This is a genomic window from Streptomyces melanosporofaciens, assembly GCF_900105695.1.
In the GTDB taxonomy this organism is placed as follows: Bacteria; Actinomycetota; Actinomycetes; order Streptomycetales; family Streptomycetaceae; genus Streptomyces; species Streptomyces antimycoticus.
On the sequence record NZ_FNST01000002.1, the window covers coordinates 7,187,411 to 7,204,227 of the forward strand.

The window sequence follows — 16,817 nt, forward strand, 5'->3', positions numbered from 1 at the left end:
GGGCGGGGCCGCCTGGGCCCGACGTTTGGCCCGGACTCTCACGGGCACTTGGTGCTCCCTGGCCCCGTATGCCCGGGAGATTTGTGTGAGCCCAGTACGCATAGTGATCGTCGGTGCCGGTTTCGCCGGTTACCAGGCTGCCCGTGACCTCTCCCGCACCCTGCGGGGCGCGGTGGACATCGTCCTGATCAACCCCAACGACTACTTCCTGTATCTGCCGCTGCTGCCCGAAGTGGCGGCCGGGGTCCTGGAGCCCCGACGGGTCTCGGTCTCCCTCACGGGCACCCTGCCGCATGTCCGGCTGGTACTGGGCGAGGTCCACGGCGTCGACCTGGACACCCGCCGGATCTCCTGGCGGGACCCGGACGGACGGTCCGGCGAGATGGCGTACGACCGCCTCATCCTCTCCGTGGGCAGCGTCAACAAGCTGCTGCCGATCCCCGGTGTGGCCGAGCACGCCCATGGTTTCCGCGGCATGCCGGAGGCGCTCTACCTGCGCGACCACGTCACCCGGCAGATCGAGATGTCCGGCACCAGCGAGGACCCCCGGGAGCGGGCCGCCCGCCGCACCTTCGTGGTGGTCGGCGCCGGCTACACCGGCACCGAGGTGGCCGCCCACGGGGTGCTCTTCACCGACTCGCTCGCGCGGAAGAACACCACGCTGCGCGACGCGCCGCGGCCCCGCTGGCTGCTGCTCGACATCGCCCCCCGGGTGCTGCCGGAGCTGGACAAGAAGCTGTCCCGCACGGCCGACCGGGTGCTGCGCAAACGGGGTGTGGAGATCCGCACGGGCACCACGGTCAAGGAGGCCACCTCGGAGGGCGTGCGGCTGGACGACGGCGAGTTCATCGACACCCGGTCGCTGATCTGGTGTGTCGGGGTGCGCCCCGACCCGCTGGTGGAGCAGCTCGGGCTGCCGACCGAACGCGGTCGGCTGAGGGTCGACCAGTATCTGGCCGTGCCCGGCCACCCGGAGGTGCTGGCCTGCGGGGACGCCGCCGCGGTGCCCGATCTGACCCGGCCGGGCCAGTTCACCCCGATGACCGCACAGCACGCCCACCGGCAGGGAAAGGTCGCGGCCCACAACGTCCTGGCCTCCCTCGGGCGCGGCGCCCCCAAACCGTACAAACACCATGACCTCGGGTTCACCGTCGACCTCGGCGGGGCGCAGGCCGCCGCGGACCCGCTGCACATACCGCTGTCCGGGCCGATCGCGAGCGCGGTCACCCGCGGCTATCACCTGATGGCCATGCCGGGGAACCGGGTCCGGGTCGCCGCCGACTGGCTGCTCGACGCGGTACTGCCACGTCAGGGGGTGCAGCTCGGGGTGATCCCGCCGTGGGCGGTGCCGCTGGACACCGAATCGCCCGAGGTCGCGCAGACGGTACGGGCGGGTCGCGGCTGACCGTCGGCGAAACCTGGAAGGAGAACAATGCGACACGAACAACTCAGCGAGCTCGGGCAGCAGCTCCGTGTGGACTCGGTGCGTGCCGCCGATGCCGCCGGGTCCGGCCATCCCACGTCGTCGATGTCGGCGGCGGACCTGATGGCCGTCCTGATGGGAAACCATCTGCGCTATGACTTCGAGCAGCCCGAGCGTCCGGGCAATGACCACCTGATCTTCTCCAAGGGCCATGCCTCCCCGCTGCTCTACTCGGTCTACAAGGCGGCCGGGGCCCTCCGCGACGAGGAGTTCGTCACCTTCCGCCGGCGCGGCAGCAGGCTGGAGGGCCACCCCACCCCACGGCTGCCGTGGGTGGACGTGGCCACCGGATCGCTCGGCCAGGGCCTGCCCTACGGCGTGGGCATGGCGCTGAGCGGCAAGCGGCTCGACCATGTGCCCTACCGCGTCTGGGTGCTGTGCGGCGACAGCGAGATGGCCGAGGGTTCGATGTGGGAGGCGTTCGAGCACGCGGGCTATGAGCGGCTGGACAACCTCATCGCCATCATCGATGTGAACCGGCTCGGCCAGCGCGGCCCCACCCGCCACGAATGGGACCTGGACGCCTACGCGCGGCGCATCCGCGCCTTCGACTGGCACACCATCGAGATCGACGGCCATGACATCGAGGCCATCGACCGCGCCTACGCCGAGGCGCTGTCCACCGTCGGCCGGCCCACCGCCATCATCGCCCGTACCATGAAGGGCCGCGGCGTCGCCTCGGTGGAGAACCGCGAGGGCATGCACGGCAAGCCGCTGAAGAACGCGGAGGAGGCCATCGCCGAGCTCGGCGGCGTACGCAATCTGGCCGTGCCGGTGCTCGGCCCGCCCTCGGTCTCTCCCACCCGGCCCTTCGCCGAGGGCCCGCTGGTCCTGCCGCGGTACAACACCGGCGACTCGGTGCCCACCCGTGACGCGTTCGGCGAGGCGGTGGCCGCCGTCGGCACCGCCCGCGGCGATGTGGTGGCGCTCGACGGCGAGGTGGGCGACTCCACCCGGCTGGAGTACTTCCACAAGGAGCACCCCGAGCGGTACTTCGAGTTCTTCATCGCCGAGCAGCAACTGGTGGCCGCCGCCGTCGGCATGCAGGCCCGTGGCTGGAACCCGTACGTCTCCACCTTCGCGGCCTTCTTCACCCGCGCCTACGACTTCATCCGGATGGCCGCCATCAGCGACGCGGACCTCAGCCTGATCGGCTCCCACGCCGGGGTGGCCATCGGTGAGGACGGCCCCTCGCAGATGGGCGTGGAGGACCTGGCGGCCATGCGGGCGGTGCACGGCAGCACGGTGCTCTACCCGTGCGACGCCAACCAGACCGCCCAGCTGACCGCGGCCATGGGCGCGGAGTCCGGCATCCGCTATCTGCGCACCACCCGCGGCGGAACGCCGGTCATCTACCCGCCCACCGAGAGCTTCCCCATCGGCGGCTCCAAGGTCGTCCGCGCCACCGACGACGACCAGGTCACCCTCATCGGCGCGGGGATCACCCTGCACGAGGCCATCAAGGCCGCCGACCGGCTCGCCCAGGAGGGCATTCCCGCCCGCGTCATCGACCTGTACTCGGTCAAGCCGGTGGACGCCGAGACACTGCGCACCGCCGCCGAGGTGACGGGCCGGCTGATCACGGTGGAGGACCACCACCCCGAGGGCGGACTGGGCGACGCGGTGCTCGGGGCGTTCGACGACGGCCGTCCGGCGCCCCGGATGATCCGGCTCGCGGTGCGCATCATGCCGGGCTCCTCGACCCCCGCGGAGCAGCTGAACGACGCGGGAATCGACGCGGACGCGATCGTCGCGGCCGCGCGGGAGCTGGTCGGCCGGGACGGCTGAGGACCGGGACGGCCGAGACCGGAAGGAACGGTCGAATACACGACGCGGCCGAAAGGAGCGGACACATGGGCATCAAGCAGGGCATGCGTGTGGTGGTGGTCGGGGCCACCGGCAACGCCGGTACGAGCGTCGTCCGCGCGCTCGGCGAGGCCCCGGACATCGAGTCGATCGTGGGCATCGCCCGCCGGGTGCCCAACTGGTCGCCGCCGAAGACCACCTGGGTACGGGCGGACATCGGGCGGGACACCGGTGAGGAGGCCGATCTCGTACGGCACTTCGAGGGCGCCGACGCGGTCATCCACCTCGCCTGGCTGATCCAGCCCAGCCACCGGCCCGCCGTCACCTGGGACACCAATGTCCTCGGCAGCACCCGGGTCTTCGAGGCGGTGGCGCGGGCCGAGGTGCCGGTGCTGGTGTACGCCTCCTCGGTGGGCGCCTACTCACCCGGCCCCGAGGACGGCCGCCCGGTGGACGAGTCCTGGCCCACCCATGGCTGGCCGGAGGCCGCGTACTGCCGTGAGAAGGCGTACGTGGAGCGGGTGCTCGACGCCTTCGAACGGGAGCATCCGCAGATCCGGGTGGTGCGGATGCGGCCGGGCTTCCTCTTCAAGGAGGAGGCGGCGGCCGAGCAGCGCCGGCTGTTCATGGGGCCGTTCCTGCCCCGGCGGCTGATCCGCTCCAGCTTCCTGCCCGCGGTCGTCGACCTGCCCGGACTGCGCCTCCAGGTCCTGCACAGCGACGACGCCGCCGAGGCGTACCGCCTGGCGCTCGGCCGACAGGTGCGCGGCGCCTTCAACCTCGCGGCCGAACCGCCGGTCGACGGCGAGACGCTGGCCGGACTCCTGGACGCACGGACGGTGCGGATCCCACGCGTCGCCGCCCGCTCGGCGATGGCCACGGCCTGGCATCTGCATCTGCTGCCTCCCTCGCCCCAGCTGTTCGACGCGGCCCTGCGGCTCCCGCTGATGGACACCACCCGTGCCCAGGAGGAACTGGGCTGGCGGCCCCGGCACACCGCCGTCGAGACGCTCCGGGAGTTCCTCACCGGGCTGCGGCGCGGTACCAGTATGGATCAGACCGCCCCGCTGGCCGCCAAGCTGCCCGGCGGACGGCCGCGCGAGGTCGCGACGACCGGTGTGGGGGAGCGCCCCTGACCCCAGCATCTGATCCGACCGCGCCCGGGCCGGGGCGTGGTTCGGGTGGGAAACGGCCCCCAGCCGTGTGAGACGCGGCACATGAGACGGGCTCAGCGGCAGCACCGCCGCGGGGCCCGTCCCGCTATGCCCCATTGCCCCTCGTAACCCGTGACGCGACTCCCGTACGCTTCTGCCCAGTTGGTCGGGATGTCGACGAGGGTGGGGACACATGGGCAGGGTGGGGAATCCGGCGCGCGGTCATGCCCGGCGCACGGGAACGGTGGCGGTCGCCGCGGCGGCCGCCACACTGTGTCTGACGGCATCGGCGGAGGCCCGGCCCGCCGCCGTGGACGATCCGTCCTATTCCGCCACCACCTCGGTAGGGGTGCACAACGCATATGAAAAGGCCAAGTATCCGTACTTCGCCGACGCCCTCGACTCCGGCGCCTCGCTCCTGGAACTCGACGTATGGACCAATGCGTTCGGCGCCGGCTGGCGGGTCTCGCACAGCAATCCGCTCGGCAACGACAACAACTGCGAGAACGCCGCCGGCCCGGACGAGCTGCGCACCAAGCCGCGCAACCAGAGCCTGACCGGCTGCCTCGCCGACATGCGGGCCTGGCACGAGGCCCATCCCGGCCACCGTCCCGTCTTCGTCAAGGTGGAGATGAAGGACGGCTTCTACGGCAAGAGCGGACGCGGTCCGGGCGACCTCGACGCCCTCCTCGGCGCCACCCTGGGCGACGCGCTGCTGCGCCCGGCGGATGTGGTGGGGGGCCACGCCGACCTCGACGAGGCGGTGCGGGCGGACGGCTGGCCGTCCCGATCCGCGCTCGCGGGCAAGTTCATCGTCGAGCTGATCCCGGGCACGGTCGAGGAGAACAACCCGCTGGACTCGCTGTGGACCGACCGTGAGTACGCCACCCATCTGCGGGACCTGTCCGCCGCCGGGAAGCTCGGTCAGGCCGCCGCCTTCCCCGCCGTCCACGGCGCCGCCGCGGGCGACCCGCGCACCCGCTACACCGACGCCACCCTCCGGCCGTGGTTCGTGGTCTTCGACGGCGACGCGTCCACGTATGTCACCACGGGTGTGGACACCGCCTGGTACGACGACCGCCACTACCTGCTGATCATGACGGACGCGCACAATGTGGCGCCCGCGATCGACGGCACCAGCCCCACCGAGGACCAGGCGCGCACACGGGTGTCCGAACTCGCCGCCCGGCACGCCAGCTTCGCGACCGCCGACTGGTATCCGCTGCCGTCCGTGCTCTCCACCGTCGTGTCCCGTGGCTGAGCACGCCACCGCCGGGGCCGGGCCCGCTGTGCGGGCCCGGCCGGGGTCAGTCGGGGTCCTCGAGCCGGAATCCGACCTTCAGCCCCACCTGGTAGTGCGCGATCCGGCCGTCCTCGATATGCCCGCGGACCTGGCCGACCTCGAACCAATCGAGGTTGCGCAGCGTCTTGGAGGCACGGCCGATGGCGGTGCGGATCGCGTCGTCGACGCTCTCGGTGGACGAGCCGACGATCTCGGTCACCCGGTAGGTGTGGGCCATGGCAGTCTCCCCGGTCCATGGGGTGGTCCGTTCATTTCTCCCACGGTGCCTCACCGCGCCGGGCTCCGCGAGCCGGCAGGCGCCCTACGGCACCACCGTGACCGGCCAGCGGCCCGCCTTGACCAGCCGTACGGCCACCGAGCCGATGAAGCGGTGCCCGGCCTGCTCGGACGCGCCCACCACCACGGCGTCGGCCTTCAGCTCATCGGCCGCCTGGGCCAGGCCGTTGTACGGATCGCCCCGGAAGGTGTGGAACTCCCAGCGCACGTCGAAGACCCCGCGCAGCCGCTCGGTGGCCTCCCGCATCTCCGTCATCAGCTCCTCGGCCACCTCGCCGGTGGTGTCGGCCACCGAGGCACCCAGCGCCGCCCCGGCGGCCAGCACCGGCTGGATGTAGACCACGACGAGCAGCGCCTTTTGGCGTCTGGCCAGTCCGGCGGCGTAGGCCGTGGCACGCCAGGAAGATTCGGAACCGTCCAGTCCGGCCACGATGACCTTGGGTCCGTCGGTTCCCCGTTCAAAAGACGGAGGGAGTTTGTCGACCACATCTGCGAGGCTAGCGCCAGGGACGGTCCGGTGATCACCCGGCCCGTCCCGCGGCGCGCGAGCACCGCGACCGCGTCATGACCGCCACCGTACGACAGGAGAGACAATGGGTGGCACCCACGGGGGCGAACTCCTCGCAATCAGCGACCTGCATGTGGCCTATTCGGAGAACCGGGCGATCGTGGAGCGGCTGCGGCCCGGCTCCGACGACGACTGGCTGATCGTCGCGGGGGACGTCGGCGAGGTCTTCTCCGAGATCGAGGAGGTCCTCGGCCTGCTGAGCGAGCGTTTCGCCAAAGTCATCTGGTCACCGGGAAACCACGAGCTGTGGACCCATCCCAAGGACCCCTTGGAAGTCCGGGGGGTGGCGCGCTACGAGGCGCTGGTGGAGATGTGCCGGGCGAAGGGCATCGTCACCCCCGAGGACCCCTACCCCCTCTGGGAAGGCATCGGCGGGCCGCTGGTCATCGCCCCGCTGTTCCTGCTCTACGACTACACCTTCCGCCTCGACGGCATGGCCACCAAGGAGGCCGCGCTGGCCCACGCCCATGAGGTGGGCGTCGTCTGCACCGACGAGCACTTCCTGCACCCCGACCCCTACCCCACCCGCGACGCGTGGTGCCGGGCCCGGGTGGCCGAGACCGAGGCCCGGCTGGCGGCCGTCGATCCGGGGCTGCGGACCGTGCTCATCAACCACTGGCCGATGACCCGGCTGCCCACCCGGGTGCTGCGCTACCCCGACTTCGCTCTGTGGTGCGGCACCGAGCTGACCGCCGACTGGCATGTGCGGTTCCGGGCCGAGACCGTCGTCTACGGCCATCTGCACATCCCCCGGACCACGGTGGAGGACGGGGTGAAGTTCCAGGAGGTCTCCGTCGGCTACCCCCGGGAGTGGAAGGCCCACGGCCGGCTGCCGGAGGACCCGCTGCGCCGGATCCTCCCGGTGCCGGTGCCGTAGGGGCCGCACGGCGTCCGACGGGCTCACGGTCTCCGGCGGGCCCGGGGCGCCCGGTGGGCCCGGGGCGCCCGGTGGGGTCGAGGCGCCTGATGGGCTCGGGGTGTTCTGGGTGGGCTCAGGGGGTCGGTGGGCTCCGGGCGTCTTGACGGGCCCGGAGGGCGGCGCCGTACGGTCTCGGCTGTGAACCCTGTCGAGGCGTTCCTTCCCGAGACCTACACCGCCGGTGTCCCCTACGCGCTCTTCGCCGAACTGCGCACCACCCGCCCGGTCTGCCGGATCGAGGAGCCCGCGGTCGGGGACTGGCCGGCCGGCCCCGGCTTCTGGGCGGTGTTCCGGCACGCCGACGTCAAACACGTCCTGCGCACCCCCGAGGTCTTCTCCTCCCACCTCGGGGCCACCCAGATCCGCGACCCCGACACCCCCGCCGATCTGGAGTTCGTGCGGGCGATGATGCTCAACCAGGACCCGCCCGACCACTCCCGCAGCCGCCGTATCGTCGCCGCGGCCTTCACCCCGCGCGCCGTACGGGAGCTGGAGGAGGTCATCGAGGAGCGCGCGGCGGCGCTCGTGGACTCCGTGGCCGGGCACGGCGAGACCGACTTCGTCGAGCTCGCCGCCGATCTGCCGGTCTGGACCCTCGCCCATGTGATGGGCGTCCCCGAGGGCGACCGGCGGCTGCTCTTCGACTGGGCCGGCAGGGTCATCGGCTACCAGGACGACGACTACGCCGGATCGTCCACCGCGGCCCTCGAGGAGCTGAGCCCCATGGGGCGCGCCGCCCTCGCCCGCCGGCCCGCCCCGGCGGCGCGACGCCCCGACGGCCGGCCGATGAACCCGCGCTCCCGCGAGGCCCTGGCCGATATGTTCGCCTACGCCCACGCGCTGGCCGAGCGGCCCCGTCCGGGCAGTGTGATGGCGCGGATGCGGGAGGGCGGGCTGAGCCGGGACGAGTTCGAGAACATGTTCTTCCTCTTCGCCGTGGCGGGCAACGAGACCCTGCGCAACGGCATCCCCGGCGGGCTGCTCACCCTGCTCGACCACCCCGGGAGCCTGCGGCTGCTGCGCGACCGGCCCGAGCTGACCGGCCCCGCGGTGGAGGAGATGCTGCGCTTCTGGCCACCCGTCATCGACTTCCGGCGCACCGCCACCCGCGATGTGGAGCTGGGCGGACAGCTCATCCGCCGCGGTGAGAAGGTCGTCGTCTTCCACGCCTCGGCCAACCGCGACGAGACGGTCTTCACCGACCCCGACCGGTTCGACATCACCCGCGCCCCCAACGACCATCTGAGCTTCGGCTTCGGACCACATGTCTGCCTGGGCGCGCATCTGGCCCGCGTCCAGATGCGGGCCATGCTGCGCGCCGCCCTGGACCGGCTGCCGGGGCTGCGCCGGGCGGGTGACCCGGTGCGGCTCACCTCCAACTTCCAGAACGGGCTCAAGACCCTCCCCGTGCGCTGGGGAACAGATCGGTGAAGGCCGTGGTCGAGTCGCCGACCGACCGGCCGAAGGGCGCGTCGAAGTCCCACACCAGGAAGAGCAGGAAGACGATGAGCGCGGTGAACATCACCGCGAGCATCAGCTCCCGGGGCGAGCGGCGGATCTGCAGGGTGAAGACCAGCCCGATCACCAGCGCCGCGCCCAGCACCAGGCCGAACCAGACCAGATGGGGCATCGTGGGCCCCGCGCTCTGCTGCCGGGCGTTCCGCGCGTCGTCCACGGCGGCCACCTGATCCAGCATCGGCTGATACGCCTGCGACTGGAGATCGCTGTGCGGCGTCGCGAAGGTGACGTCGTGGCGCAGGGTCTTCAGCAGCTCGCCGCCCCGGTCGGTGAGCTCGCCCTTGTCGATCATCACCTTGAACTCCGTGTGCACCACATGGCGCACATAGGCGTCCACGTCGTCGCGGATGCGGTCGCGCACCGGGCCGGGGTAGACACTCGCCCGCTCGGCCACCTCGTGCAGGGCCTGCGCCTCCGTACGGACCCCGTCCTGCGCGGCGGAGCGTGCCTCCCAGACGCCGGCGATCGCCAGGCCCAGCACGATCGCATAGACCACGCCGATCATCATGATCATGTAGTCGAGGACATCGGGGTCTCGTCCGGATCGTCCTCGTCCCCGAGCCGGCGGGCGTTGAGGACCGCCCCGGTGATCACGACCGCGCAGGTCCCGGCCATCACCAGGACCATAATCAGCCATTCGGGCATGCATAACCTCCCAAGCGGTTCGACAATGAGCCATCAGCCGCGCCGCCCGCCGCGCCCGCCGGAGCGCGAACGCGGACGGAGTGCGGCGGCCGCGAGGACCGCGGGCGCGGTGAGCAGCAGGGTGAAGGTGACCAGGGAGGTGCCGTTGTCGGGTTTTTGGCGCGTGGGCTTCTGATACGCGTGCACCTCGACGGCACGGGTCCTGGTCGGTGTGGGAACCGGCGTGGGGGGTGAGGCCGGAGGCTTGGTTCGCGGGGCCGGGGGCGGCAGCGGAAGCGCGGGCTCGGGTGTGGGCCCCGGCGTGGGAAGCCGCGGAGAGGGCGTGGGGGAGGGGACCCGCGGCGTCCGGGTGGGTGTGGGCGTGGGGGTGGGGCTGGGGGTCCGCGTGGGCGTGGGCGTGGGGGTCGGCGTGGCGGACGGGCTGGGGGTGGGCGTCGGTGTCGGGCTCGGTGTCGGCGTCGGGGTGGGCGTGGGCGTCGGGGTCGGCGTCGGGGTCGGCGTAGGCGTGGGCTTCGGCTTGTGGCACCAGCCGTAGTGGGCGAAGAAGCCGACCGGGCCCGCCGAGGCGGCGACGCGGACGCACAGGCCCGGGCCGATCCGGATCTTCACCCAGACGTGCGGTCCGTGATCCGTGCCCCCGGTCCCGGGCTCGGGCCGGGCGCCGGCCGTCGGCCGTGGGGAGGCGGACGCGGTCGCCGGGCCGTCACCGTCCTGGTCCGCCAGGGCCGTCGCCCCCGCCGAGGCGAGGACAAGGGCAGTGGTCAGGACCCCCGCACGCCATACGCGCTGCCATCGCTTCACGAGGAGATGTTCCGCCGAACGGACGCCCGCCAGCCGTGTGAACACCGGGATTCCCCGAATAGGGGAATAGACCCGGACATTGGCGCATGGAGGTTTACCGGAGGACATCCGCCTCATGGCGTTCAGCTCGCCCCGCGGCGGCCCCGGCCCTGGTCACAGCTCGCCGAAGCTCCCATGTCGGCCCGCGCCCGCCGCGAACCGCGCCGCGCCGTCGAGCCCCTCGGCCAGCGTGGCCTGACCGTGGCGCAGCTCCCGCGCCATGGCCTCGTCCTCCGGCAGTCCCTCCTGTTCCCGCAGCGAGGCCCGGTCCGAGCGCAGACACGTCTGCGGAAAGCCGGCGATCTGGGCCGCCAGCCGCTCCGCCTCCGCGCGCGCCCGCCCCGGCGGTACGAGGCGGTTGGCGAGCCCGATGGCGTACGCCTCGTCGGCCGGCACCGGCCGCCCCGTCAGCACCAGGTCCATCGCCCGGCTCGCGCCGATCAGCCGTGGCAGCCGTACCGTTCCGCCGTCGATCAGCGGGACGCCCCAGCGGCGGCAAAACACCCCGAAGACCGCGTCCTCCTCGGCGACGCGCAGATCGCACCAGAGCGCCAACTCCAGCCCGCCCGCCACGGCGTGGCCGCTGATCGCCGCGATCACCGGCTTGGACAGCCGCAGCCGGGTGGGTCCCATCGGGCCGTCGCCGTCCTCGGCCACCCGATTGCCGCGCGCTGTGCCGACCGCTTTCAGATCGGCGCCGGAGCAGAAGGTGCCGCCCTCGCCCCACAGCACCGCGACCCGCGCCTGGGGGTCGGCGTCGAAGGCGCGGAAGGCGTCGGCCAGCGCGGTGGCGGTCGCGCCGTCGACGGCGTTGCGCACCTCGGGGCGGGAGAGCACGACCGTGGTGACCGGGCCCTCCCGCTCCGTGCGAACCGTAAGGGGCGCACCGGCCGCGTCCACGGCTTTCCTCGCGTCCTCCGTGGGCGTCACCGCGCGTCCTTCGGGCGGGCGCGCTCCAGGATCGGGCCGGTGTCCGTACCGGGCGGCAGGGTGCCGAAGGCATGCCCCAGTCCCCGTCCAGCCGCGAGGCGCAGAACGCGTCCGCGACCGCCGGGTGGCTGTACCGCACCAGCAGACTGCCCTGCAGCACCAGCGTCATCCGCTCGGCCAGCCGGCGCGCCAGCAGCTGGGCCCGCTCGGGGTCGGCGAGCTGCGGCAGCAGTCCGCGCAGCCGGTCCACGGCCGCGTCCAGCCGCGCGTCGGCCCCGGCCGCGGTGTCGACCTCGGCCAGGAACGCCTCCAGCGCACCCGACTCCCGGCTCAGCGCGCGCAGCACATCCAGCGCCGCGACATTCCCCGAGCCTTCCCAGATCGACAGCAGGGGCGCCTCGCGATACAGGCGCGGCATGCCGGACTCCTCCACATAGCCGTTGCCGCCCAGGCACTCCAGGGCCTCGGCGGCGTGGGTGGAGCCGCGCTTGCACACCCAGTACTTGCTCACCGCGAGCCCCAGCCTGCGCAGCGCCGCCTCGCCCTCGTCCCCGGCCTCCGCGCGGTCCAGGGCGGTCGCGAGCCGCATCGCGAGCGTCGTGGCCGCCTCCGACTCCACCGCCAGATCGGCGAGCACATTGCGCATCAGCGGCTGGTCGACCAGCTCGGCGCCGAACGCGCGGCGGTGCTCGGCGTGGTGCAGCGCCTGCCGCAGCCCGGCCCGCATGCCCGCCGCCGAGCCGATGACACAGTCCAGCCGGGTGACGTTGACCATCTCCACGATGGTCCGCACCCCGCGGCCCGGTTCGCCGACCCGCCAGGCCATGGCGGACTCGTACTCGATCTCGGCCGACGCGTTCGAGCGGTTGCCCAGCTTGTTCTTGAGCCGCATCAGCCGCAGCGGGTTGCGGCTGCCGTCCGGCAGCACCCGGGGCACCAGGAAGCAGGTGAGCCCCTCCTCCGTCCGGGCCAGCGTCAGGAAGACATCGCTCATCGGCGCGGAGGTGAACCACTTGTGGCCGGTGAGGACGTAGTTACCGGCACCGTCCGGTACGGCCTGGGTGGTGTTGGCGCGGACGTCCGAGCCGCCCTGCTTCTCCGTCATGGACATGCCCGCGATCAGGCCCCGCTTGGCGAGCGGCGGCCGCAGCCCGAAGTCGTAGGTGCGGGCGGCCAGCAGCGGTTCGTACACGGCGGCGAGCTCCGGTTCCGCGCGCAGCGCCGGGACCGCGGCGTACGTCATGGAGATCGGGCAGCCATGGCCGGGCTCGGCCTGCGCGAAGGCGTAGAACTTGGCCGCGCGCACCAGATGGGCGCCGGGGCGGCTCTCGCTCCACGCCGCCGCGTGCTGGCCGCTCTGCACGGCGACGTCCATCAGCTGGTGGTAGGCGGGGTGGTACTCGACCTCGTCGATGCGATGGCCGTAACGGTCGTGGGTGTGCAGTACCGGGGAGTGCTCCTCGGCCATCCGCGCCCAGTCCTGGACCTCCGCGGAACCGGCTCGCGCGCCCAGGTCCCGCACCTCCGGCTCGCCCCAGCCGCCGTCCCGCCGCAGGGCCTCCAGCAGGGCGGGGTCGTCCGCCGTGCTGAAGCCGACGAGGGGCGGGGCCTGGTTGAGGACCTCGTGCGTAGCGCTCATGGCAGACATCTCCTCGTTCGCGGCGGTCTCCCGGGGCCGGGCGGCCGGTGGGGCGGGCGGCCTTACACTTCCATCATGCGCGATTGAGAACTGTAATGGATAGGGTTTCGCGTAACCATGGACGACACCGGCACTGGCACCGACACCGGAACGCTCACCCTGCGGCCGCTGACCGCGCGCTCGATCGTGCTCAGCACCCTGCTGGGCCATCACCCGCCCCAGCTGCCCGCCCGCGCGCTGGTACGCGTCGGCGCGCTCTTCGGCACCGCCGAGGGCACCATCCGGGTCGCGCTCACCCGTATGGTCGCGGCCGGTGACCTGGAGCAGAGCGACGGCGCCTACCGGCTCACCGACCGCCTGCTGGTCCGCCAGGCGCGGCAGGACGAGAGTCGCGCCCCCCGCACCCGGCGCTGGGACGGCGGCTGGGAGATCGCCATCGTCACCTCCGACCGGCGCGAGGCGGCCGAGCGCGCCGCCCTCCGCCAGGCCATGGCCGCCCTGCGCCTGGCCGAACTGCGCGAGGGCACCTGGATGCGCCCCGCCAATCTCGTCCACCCGCGCCCGGACGTCGCCGCCGAGCAGTGCGGCTGGTTCACCGGCGCGCCGGAGGGCGATCCGGCCGAGCTCGCCGCGCGCCTATGGGACCTGGACGGCTGGGCCCGCCAGGCCAGGCTGCTCGGCGCGGCGCTGGACGACGCGGAGGAACCGGCCGACCGGTTCACCGTCGCCGCCGCGGCCCTCCGGCACCTCCTCGCCGACCCCGTCCTCCCCGCGCGACTGCTGCCGGCGGACTGGCCCGGTGCTGAGCTGCGGCGCCGCTATGACGGGTTCGAACGGGACTTTCGGGCGTGGCTGCCGCGGTATGCGGGCGGTGGCTGAGCCGTGGCGGCGTGTCCGTCGGGGGCGGTACGGGGTGGGGGCGGTTCGAGCCGAGTAGCCCACGGCGGGTACGGTCCGCAGGTCCAGGTCCAGGTCCAGGTCCAGGTCCGGGGTCGCTCCCTGCGCACCCCGCCACGCCCTCGGCTACGCCGACTCGCGAATCACCAACTCCGTGGGCAACACCAGCGCCGGTTCGATCGTCTCCCCGGCCGTCAGGCGCAGCAGCTGGCGGGCCAGCCGGCGGCCGATGCCGCCGATCGGCTGGCGCACGGTGGTCAGCGGGGGTTCGGTGTAGCGCGCGGGCTCGATGTCGTCGAAGCCGACCACCGCCACGTCGTCCGGTACCCGTCGGCCGGTCTGGCGCAGCGCCCGCAGCACCCCGATCGCCATCAGGTCGGAGGCCACGAACACCCCGTCCAGCCGCGGCTCCCGGTCCAGCAGCTCCCGTATCGCGACCGCCCCGGACTCCTGGGTGAAGTCACCGAACCCGACGTACGCCTCCAGCCGCGCCCCGGACAGCGCTGTCCGGAAGCCCGAGAGCCGGTCGATCCCGGCGACCATGTCCTGGGGGCCCGCGACCGTGGCGATACGGGTGCGCCCGGAGCGGACCAGATGCTCCACGGCCAGCGCCGCGCCCGCCGCGTTGTCCACCCCCACGTACGGCGGCGAGGACGGGCTCAGCACCCGCTCGTTGCAGACCACGGGGATGCCCATGCGGGCCAGCGCGGCCGGGAGCGGATCGGCGCCGTGCATCGACGCGACCATGACCCCGTCGACGTGGCGGGCCAGGGCGAAGCGCTCGATGCGGTCACGGCTGGCGGGGGAGCGGGCCATCATCAACACCAACTGCTTGTCCGCGGATTCCAGCTCCTGGCTCACCCCGCGCACCACGCCCGGGAAGAACCGGTCGTCGGAGAAGACCCGGCCGGGCTCCTCGGGGAACACCAGCGCGAAGGAGTCGGTGCGCTGGGTGACCAGGCTGCGGGCCGCCTGGTTCGGGATGTAGCCCAGCTCCTGGATGGCGTCCAGCACCGCCTCTCGGCTCTCCTCGGCAACCTTGGTGGAGCCGTTGACGACACGGGAGACGGTTGCGCGCGAGACTCCCGCGCGCCGCGCCACGCTCTCCAGGGTGGGCCGGGGACGGTGCATCCGCGCATACCTCGCTGTGTGCTCACTGATGGTCGGTACAGCATGGATCAAGACCGGTCGGGGCGCGAGAACGCGGGCACGGCGGATCGACGGAGAGCCCCAGGCGGAGCGCGGGGCGCCGCCTTACGCGACGGTGGCCGCGCTCACCGAGCGCGAGGCGTTCGGCCGGTGCGCCGAGCCCTGGGAGGTGGCCAACGTCATCGTCCTCCTGGCCGGCGGCTCCTCGTCGTACACGACCGGCGAGACGGTGTCCGTGAGCAGCCGGCACGCATGCGGCGAGAATGAGAACGTGCCGAATTCCACCAGGACCAGCGCTTCCACCGGAAACAGCGCGAAGAAGAGCGAGAAGAAGACGACCGTGAGCCCGTCCGCCGAACGACGGCGCGAACTGCTCTCGACCGCGGCGGAGGTCTTCGCCGCCCAGGGGTACAACGCGACCACCGTCCGCCGGATCGCGGACGAGGCGGGGATGCTCGCCGGCAGTCTCTACTACCACTTCGACTCCAAGGAGTCGATGGTCGACGAGATCCTCTCCACCTTCCTGGACGAGCTCTGGGCCGGATACGAGGCGGTGCTCGGCGCCGGGCTCGGCCCCCGGGAGACCGTCGAGGCACTCGTCACCGAGTCCTTCCGGGAGATCGACCGGCACCGCGCCGCCGTCGCGATCTACCAGAAGGAGTCCAAGCACCTGTCCGCCCAGCCGCGCTTCGGCTATCTCACCGAGTCGCAGCGGAGGTTCGAGCGGGCATGGCTGGGTGCGCTGGAGCGCGGAGTGGCCGAGGGGGTCTTCCGCGCCGACCTCGACATCCGGCTGGCGTACCGCTTTCTGCGCGACACCGTATGGGTCGCCGCCTCGTGGTACCGGCCGGGCGGACAGCACAGCCCCGAGGAGATCGCCCGCCAGTACCTGTCGATGGTGCTGGACGGCATCACTCCCCGAGAACGGCAAGAGCAACAAGAACGGCGAGAACGACCGTAAGGCCGTCATGACCTGAGGGATTTCCAGGAGCTGACATGCCCGAGGCATACATCGTCGAAGCGGTGAGGACGCCGGTGGGGCGGCGGAAGGGCGGCTGGAGCGCACCGGCGGCCGCTACGGGCTGCAGACGATGTGGGAGGGGGCGGCCAGGCCAACGTCACGACTGTCGAGCGGCTGTAGGGCCCCGGCCGCTGACGAGGACTCCGACCGGACGCCTTCCCGTGGCGGCCGTGCCCGGCCCCACGGATGATGGTGCTGCTCCGAGGGCCCGACCGAAGCCGGGAGGACAGTGGCATGGCGTGCGGATCGACCAAGCTCTGGAACGGCGAGGCCACCTGGTTCTGTTGTGGCAACGCCTGGGGGCCGTGCGCCTCGGCGGGCGGCGGCGCGTGCGGCACCTGCCGCTCCAGCGCCCTGCAGGCGGCCTGGCCCAACGCCTCCAAGGCGTGCTGGGACATCACCCGGCCGGACCTGTGCGGCGAGGACATACCCCGGCGCGGCTGCGGCTCTGTGATGAAGGTGCGCCATGACTGCTCGGGCGCGAGCGTCTGTGTCACCGTCAGCGACTGCGGCCCGCGCACCCGCAGCTTCTGCTCCGAGTCCACCTGCTGCGACGGGGTCTGCCGCACCAACCGCGTCATCGACCTCACCCCCGCCGCCTTCTCCGCCATCGGCAGTCTGAGCTCCGGCACCCTGCCGGTCTCCATCTTCGAATGAGGCGGGCCAGGC

The 16,817-nt window shown here is 72.5% G+C and carries 15 protein-coding genes and 2 pseudogenes; 10 read left to right on the top strand and 7 right to left on the bottom strand.

Features of this window, described 5'->3' with window-relative positions:
- Nucleotides 1-85 precede the first annotated feature (85 nt).
- The 4 genes from BLV72_RS33910 (at nt 86) to BLV72_RS33925 (ending at nt 5,704) form a co-directional block, all read left to right on the top strand.
- Nucleotides 86-1,405 (top strand): NAD(P)/FAD-dependent oxidoreductase, encoded by a 1,320-nt coding sequence (locus BLV72_RS33910; RefSeq protein WP_093467152.1) that lies wholly within the window; start codon nt 86-88, stop codon nt 1,403-1,405.
- Between the two features lie 27 nt (nt 1,406-1,432).
- The gene (locus tag BLV72_RS33915; RefSeq protein WP_093467153.1) at nt 1,433-3,271 is read left to right on the top strand and encodes a transketolase; all 1,839 of its coding nucleotides are present in this window, start codon (nt 1,433-1,435) and stop codon (nt 3,269-3,271) included.
- Between the two features lie 65 nt (nt 3,272-3,336).
- Nucleotides 3,337-4,425, top strand: coding sequence for an NAD-dependent epimerase/dehydratase family protein (locus tag BLV72_RS33920; RefSeq protein WP_093467155.1), 1,089 nt, complete (start codon nt 3,337-3,339; stop codon nt 4,423-4,425).
- Nucleotides 4,426-4,636: 211 nt separating this feature from the next.
- Nucleotides 4,637-5,704: a phosphatidylinositol-specific phospholipase C domain-containing protein gene (locus BLV72_RS33925; protein ID WP_093467156.1), complete on the top strand. Its 1,068-nt coding sequence runs from the start codon at nt 4,637-4,639 to the stop codon at nt 5,702-5,704.
- A 46-nt stretch (nt 5,705-5,750) separates the two neighbouring features.
- Here BLV72_RS33925 and BLV72_RS33930 read toward each other — a convergent pair whose 3' ends face one another.
- Both BLV72_RS33930 and BLV72_RS33935 read right to left on the bottom strand, forming a co-directional pair.
- Nucleotides 5,751-5,963, bottom strand: a complete 213-nt coding sequence (locus tag BLV72_RS33930; protein WP_093467158.1) for a dodecin — start codon at nt 5,961-5,963, stop codon at nt 5,751-5,753.
- Between the two features lie 84 nt (nt 5,964-6,047).
- Complete coding sequence (locus BLV72_RS33935) at nt 6,048-6,509, bottom strand: universal stress protein (RefSeq protein ID WP_078639047.1); 462 nt, start codon at nt 6,507-6,509, stop codon at nt 6,048-6,050.
- A gap of 106 nt (nt 6,510-6,615) precedes the next feature.
- Here BLV72_RS33935 and BLV72_RS33940 point away from each other — a divergent pair, with 106 nt between their 5' ends.
- Nucleotides 6,616-7,467, top strand: a complete 852-nt coding sequence (locus tag BLV72_RS33940) for a metallophosphoesterase family protein (protein WP_059148448.1) — start codon at nt 6,616-6,618, stop codon at nt 7,465-7,467.
- 180 nt (nt 7,468-7,647) lie between these two features.
- Nucleotides 7,648-8,940: a cytochrome P450 gene (locus BLV72_RS33945; RefSeq protein WP_093467159.1), complete on the top strand. Its 1,293-nt coding sequence runs from the start codon at nt 7,648-7,650 to the stop codon at nt 8,938-8,940.
- Here BLV72_RS33945 and BLV72_RS33950 read toward each other — a convergent pair.
- Both BLV72_RS33950 and BLV72_RS48215 read right to left on the bottom strand, forming a co-directional pair.
- Nucleotides 8,903-9,672, bottom strand: a pseudogene (locus BLV72_RS33950) (bestrophin-like domain). The gene BLV72_RS33945 and the pseudogene BLV72_RS33950 sit on opposite strands and share 38 nt — an antisense overlap.
- A 33-nt stretch (nt 9,673-9,705) precedes the next feature.
- The gene (locus BLV72_RS48215) at nt 9,706-9,858 is read right to left on the bottom strand and encodes a hypothetical protein (protein ID WP_167746275.1); all 153 of its coding nucleotides are present in this window, start codon (nt 9,856-9,858) and stop codon (nt 9,706-9,708) included.
- A gap of 136 nt (nt 9,859-9,994) precedes the next feature.
- On the opposite strand from BLV72_RS48215, the gene BLV72_RS48940 reads away from it, so the two are divergent.
- Nucleotides 9,995-10,207 (top strand): hypothetical protein, encoded by a 213-nt coding sequence (locus BLV72_RS48940; protein ID WP_208905816.1) that lies wholly within the window; start codon nt 9,995-9,997, stop codon nt 10,205-10,207.
- Nucleotides 10,208-10,626: 419 nt separating this feature from the next.
- Here the strand turns inward: BLV72_RS48940 and BLV72_RS33960 are convergent, their stop codons facing one another.
- Together BLV72_RS33960 and BLV72_RS33965 are read right to left on the bottom strand one after the other, a co-directional pair.
- Entirely contained in the window at nt 10,627-11,412 is a 786-nt protein-coding gene (locus BLV72_RS33960; protein WP_093467161.1) for a crotonase/enoyl-CoA hydratase family protein, read from the bottom strand.
- 26 nt (nt 11,413-11,438) lie between these two features.
- A pseudogene (locus BLV72_RS33965) lies at nt 11,439-13,081 on the bottom strand (acyl-CoA dehydrogenase family protein).
- Nucleotides 13,082-13,198: 117 nt separating this feature from the next.
- Between BLV72_RS33965 and BLV72_RS33970 the strand changes: the two are divergent.
- Nucleotides 13,199-13,960 (top strand): PaaX family transcriptional regulator C-terminal domain-containing protein, encoded by a 762-nt coding sequence (locus tag BLV72_RS33970; RefSeq protein ID WP_093467162.1) that lies wholly within the window; start codon nt 13,199-13,201, stop codon nt 13,958-13,960.
- A gap of 144 nt (nt 13,961-14,104) precedes the next feature.
- Here BLV72_RS33970 and BLV72_RS33975 read toward each other — a convergent pair whose 3' ends face one another.
- On the bottom strand, nt 14,105-15,109 hold the full coding sequence (locus BLV72_RS33975) for a LacI family DNA-binding transcriptional regulator (RefSeq protein ID WP_093467164.1): 1,005 nt from the start codon (nt 15,107-15,109) through the stop codon (nt 14,105-14,107).
- 289 nt (nt 15,110-15,398) lie between these two features.
- Here BLV72_RS33975 and BLV72_RS33980 point away from each other — a divergent pair, with 289 nt between their 5' ends.
- Together BLV72_RS33980 and BLV72_RS33985 are read left to right on the top strand one after the other, a co-directional pair.
- A complete protein-coding gene (locus tag BLV72_RS33980; RefSeq protein ID WP_093470709.1) occupies nt 15,399-16,088 on the top strand; it encodes a TetR/AcrR family transcriptional regulator in 690 nt (229 codons plus the stop codon).
- Between the two features lie 294 nt (nt 16,089-16,382).
- Nucleotides 16,383-16,805, top strand: a complete 423-nt coding sequence (locus BLV72_RS33985; protein WP_059144671.1) for a septal ring lytic transglycosylase RlpA family protein — start codon at nt 16,383-16,385, stop codon at nt 16,803-16,805.
- Nucleotides 16,806-16,817 lie beyond the last annotated feature (12 nt).